General features: G+C 41.3%; 5 protein-coding genes and 1 pseudogene. All 6 read left to right on the top strand.

What is annotated here, in order from left to right:
- Window positions 1-197: 197 nt before the first annotated feature.
- Complete coding sequence (locus tag IM322_RS22765; RefSeq protein WP_287713337.1) at window positions 198-1,733, top strand: apoptotic protease-activating factor; 1,536 nt, start codon at window positions 198-200, stop codon at window positions 1,731-1,733.
- A gap of 111 nt (window positions 1,734-1,844) precedes the next feature.
- Window positions 1,845-2,135 carry a UPF0175 family protein gene (locus tag IM322_RS22760; RefSeq protein WP_002770431.1) on the top strand — a complete coding sequence of 97 codons (291 nt, stop codon included), beginning with the start codon at window positions 1,845-1,847 and terminating at the stop codon, window positions 2,133-2,135.
- The gene (locus IM322_RS22755) at window positions 2,119-2,613 is read left to right on the top strand and encodes a PIN domain-containing protein (RefSeq protein WP_002770429.1); all 495 of its coding nucleotides are present in this window, start codon (window positions 2,119-2,121) and stop codon (window positions 2,611-2,613) included. The genes IM322_RS22760 and IM322_RS22755 overlap by 17 nt, the downstream gene beginning before the upstream one ends.
- A 27-nt stretch (window positions 2,614-2,640) precedes the next feature.
- The gene (locus IM322_RS22750) at window positions 2,641-2,862 is read left to right on the top strand and encodes a hypothetical protein (RefSeq protein WP_002780145.1); all 222 of its coding nucleotides are present in this window, start codon (window positions 2,641-2,643) and stop codon (window positions 2,860-2,862) included.
- 50 nt (window positions 2,863-2,912) lie between these two features.
- On the top strand, window positions 2,913-3,239 hold the full coding sequence (locus IM322_RS22745; protein ID WP_353737538.1) for a type II toxin-antitoxin system VapC family toxin: 327 nt from the start codon (window positions 2,913-2,915) through the stop codon (window positions 3,237-3,239).
- 310 nt (window positions 3,240-3,549) lie between these two features.
- Window positions 3,550-3,842 (top strand): annotated as a pseudogene (locus IM322_RS22740) (DUF3782 domain-containing protein); the annotation flags it as partial.

Raw genomic sequence — 3,842 nt, 5'->3', positions numbered from 1 at the left:
TTTGTGGAAGCTTTGGAAGCTTTTCGGACAGCGATGTCTTTCCGTTTCTTTGAGTGGCTGACCGAGAATCGGGATGTTTTTGCCGCTTACAAAGCCAGTTTAGGCTTTGTTTGGGCTTAAATTTTGTTTAAGTCCCATTACCCGAAGCCTTAGCTACAGCTAGAGAGATTGGGGATGAATCCAACCGTGCAGAGGCATTGACAGGGTTAGCTCCCTATTTACCCGAAAATCTCTTAAGCGAAGCCTTAGCCACAGCTAGAGAGATTGGGGATGAATCCTTCCGTGCTTGGGTATTAATACATTTAGCCCTCTATTTACCGGAAATCTTACCGGAAGCCTTAGCCACAGCTAAAAAGATTGGGGATGAGTCCAACCGTGCAAGGGCATTAACAGAGTTAGCCCTCTATTTACCGGAAATCTTACCGGAAGCCTTAGCCACAGCTAAAAAGATTGGGGATGAATCCTTCCGTGCTTGGGTATTAATACATTTAGCCCTCTATTTACCGGAAATCTTACCCGAAGCCTTAGCCGTAGCTAGAGAGATTAGGGATAAATCCGACCGTGCAAGGGCATTGACAGGGTTAGCTCCCTATTTACCGGAAATCTTACCCGAAGCCTTAGCCGTAGCTAGAGAGATTAGGGATAAATCCGACCGTGCAAGGGCATTAACAGAGTTAGCCCTCTATTTACCGGAAATCTTACCCGAAGCCTTAGCCGTAGCTAGAGAGATTGGGGATGAATCCGACCGTGCAAGGGCATTAACAGGGTTAGCCCCCCATTTACCTGAAAATCTCTTAAGCGAAGCCTTAGCCACAGCTAGAGAGATTGAGGATGAATCTAAACGTGGAGAGACATTAGCAGGGTTAGCCCCCCATTTACCCGAAAATCTCTTAAGCGAAGCCTTAGCCACAGCTAGAGAGATTGAGGATGAATCTAAACGTGGAGAGACATTAGCAGGTTTAGCCCCCCATTTACCCGAAAATCTCTTAAGCGAAGCCTTAGCCACAGCTAGAGAGATTGGGGATGAATCCTTCCTTGCTTGGGTATTAATACATTTAGCCCTCTATTTACCGGAAATCTTACCCGAAGCCTTAGCAGTAGCTAGAGAGATTTGGGATAAATCCGACCGTGCAAGGGCATTGATAGGGTTAGTTCCCCATTTACCGGAAGTGTTACCCGAAGCCTTAGCCGCAGCTAAAGAGATTGGTTGGTATGTGCCTAAATACGGCCGTGCAGAGGCATTAACAGAGTTAGCTCCCCATTTACCTGAAAGTTTATTACCCGAAGCCTTAGAAGTTGCTAGAGGGATTGTAAATAGATCCTCCCGTGCAGAGGTATTGACAGGGTTAGCTCCCCATTTACCTGAAAGTTTGTTACCCGAAGTCTTAGAAATCGCCAGAGCGATTGGGCTTGAAGGATACCGTGCAAGTGCATTGACAGGGTTAGCCCCCCATTTACCGGAAGTGTTGCCCGAAGCCTTAGAAGTTGCCAGAGGGATTGGGGATGAATGCCACCGTGCATCGGCATTACAAGAATTGACTAAGGTGTTAACCCCGGCCAATGTTGACCTATCCTTCTGGGAAAAAACCTTTTATGCTTTGGGTACTCTCACTCGTCCTCATTTCCTCGAAACTATTCCCAACTTAGTCCCTTTAATCCTTCATTTTGGTGGGGTTGCAGCTTTAAGAGAAGTCTATCAAGGCATTAGGGAAGTGAGTCGCTGGTGGAAGTGATTGCCCTGTCTCGTTTTAACCACAATCTCCAGCTTCGAGTCAAAAAAGCGATGGTGAATAGATCTATTATTCTTGCTAAAATCAAGAAAAACAAATTATTTTTAAACACTCATGAGCATTAATGTAACATTTCCCGAAGAACTCCTCATTGCTGCCAGAGAAGAAAAAGAAGCATTCTCTCGTAAAGTCATAATTTATACATTAGGACATCTTTATCAAGAAGGAAAAATTTCAGCAGGAATCGGCGCACAAGTATTAGGATGCGATAAATATACATTTTATACACTTCTCTCTGAGTATGGTTTTTCCATTATTGATTACACAGCAGAAGAATGGGAATCAGAAATACAAACCAGCCGTAAATTAGCCCAAAAAATCAAAGAGAATGAAGATAATTGTTAATTCTACACCGATCATCGCCTTATCTTTGATTAATCAATTAGATCTTCTTAATCAGCTATTTAATGAAGTGATTATTCCTTGGGCAGTTTATCAAGAAATTGTCATCGCTGGAGATAATAAACCGGGGGCAAAAGAACTCAAAAATGCCAATTGGATTCAAGTTCAAGAAGTTGCATCATCATCTCCTCTTGAACCGCTATTACTAGGATTAGATCGAGGAGAATTAGAAGTTATTCTCTTGGCAATTTCAATCAAACCAGACTGGGTAATTATAGATGAGAAATTAGCAAGAAGAGTTGCCAAAGCTATGGAATTACCCGTCAAAGGAACATTAGGAATTCTCTTGGTTGGTTTTTATGCAGGTTATCTATCTAAACAAGAAATTTTAGATTTATCACAACAGTTAGTTGATTATGGAATTCGTATTAGTTCTCCGATGATTAATTGGCTAAAAACAGAATTAGACAATGATCATTAATACCAAATCAATACAAAATAAACTACCATGAAACAACTAATCGTACACATTCGTGACCAAGAAAAAGCAGAAACACTCTCTAAAATTTTAACTGCTTTAGATTTTGTTGACTCTGTAGAAATCATCGAAGATCAAACAACATTATCTGATAACGAGCAAGACTTCTTTGCCTTAGCAGGATTGTGGGAAGACAGGGATATTACCCCTAAATCTATCCGTGAAGCAGCATGGCGAGAAGAAAACCGATGATTTTATGTGACACCAATATCCTCATTTAATTCTATAAAAACAACCATAGAATTATCGAAGAGCTTCGCCATGGACTAAATCAACTAGCCATTAGTTCCATTACTCAAGCCGAATTATATTATGGAGCAATCAATAAAAATGAACTCAACAAAATCAAAATACATCTCGGATTGCTACATACCTTTCCTGTAGATGTCGCAATATCCAATCAATTTATTAACTTAATGGAAACCTACTCCCTCAGTCACAAACTCAACATCCCTGACGCTATCATTGCCTCAACAGCATTAGTGCAGAATATTAAGCTATATACATTGAATTTGAGAGATTTTTGTTTTATTCAAGGCTTAGAACTCTATGATCTGTCAAATGAATAACCCATCAACGTTAGCATTTTCCAGCGTTCAGCGAACCAGTCATGAATTAGTCAAAAAATCAAAGAGAATGAAGATAATTGTTAATTCTATTCCCAACTTAGTCCCTTTAATCCTTCATTTTGGTGGACTGGTCGCCTTAAGAGAAGTGTATCAAAGTATTAGGAATGTTAGTCGCTGGTGGCGGTGATTCTCGTCCCACTAATTAGCCTCCACCTTACCCAATTGAATCAGCAGTCTGCTCCCCAGTGCCTTCGGCAAGCGTGGCAATCCGATAAAATATTGAATAGGTGACATCAGGAAAAAATTATCTATGGCAACTACATCAGAAGACGTATGGCGACTCTTAGCCGAATTAGCGACTGCTCAAGCCGAATTAACTGCTGCTCAAAAAGAAACTGACAAACAACTCAAGGAAACTGACCTACTATTGAAGGAAGTCAGTCAACAACAGAAGGAAAACGCCCAACAACTCAAGGAAACTGACCGACAACAGCAGAAAACTGACAAACAACTCAAAGAACTGGGCAAACAAATTGGGGGACTCGGTGCAAAATTCGGCAGCTTTACCGAAGGACTTGCCCTTCCCTCAATGGAAACGATTCT

Origin of the sequence: Microcystis sp. M109S1 (assembly GCF_020247025.1) — a bacterium.
Classification (GTDB): domain Bacteria; phylum Cyanobacteriota; class Cyanobacteriia; order Cyanobacteriales; family Microcystaceae; genus Microcystis.
The sequence above is the reverse complement of the archived record's forward strand: the minus strand, read 5'-3'. Positions and strand labels throughout refer to the sequence as shown.

Excerpts from the sequence above, each read along its gene's own strand:
- IM322_RS22760 (WP_002770431.1), top strand. The coding sequence starts at position 1,845 with ATGAGCATTAATGTAACATTTCCCGAAGAACTCCTCATTGCTGCCAGA.
- IM322_RS22755 (WP_002770429.1), top strand. The coding sequence starts at position 2,119 with ATGAAGATAATTGTTAATTCTACACCGATCATCGCCTTATCTTTGATT.
- IM322_RS22750 (WP_002780145.1), top strand. The coding sequence starts at position 2,641 with ATGAAACAACTAATCGTACACATTCGTGACCAAGAAAAAGCAGAAACA.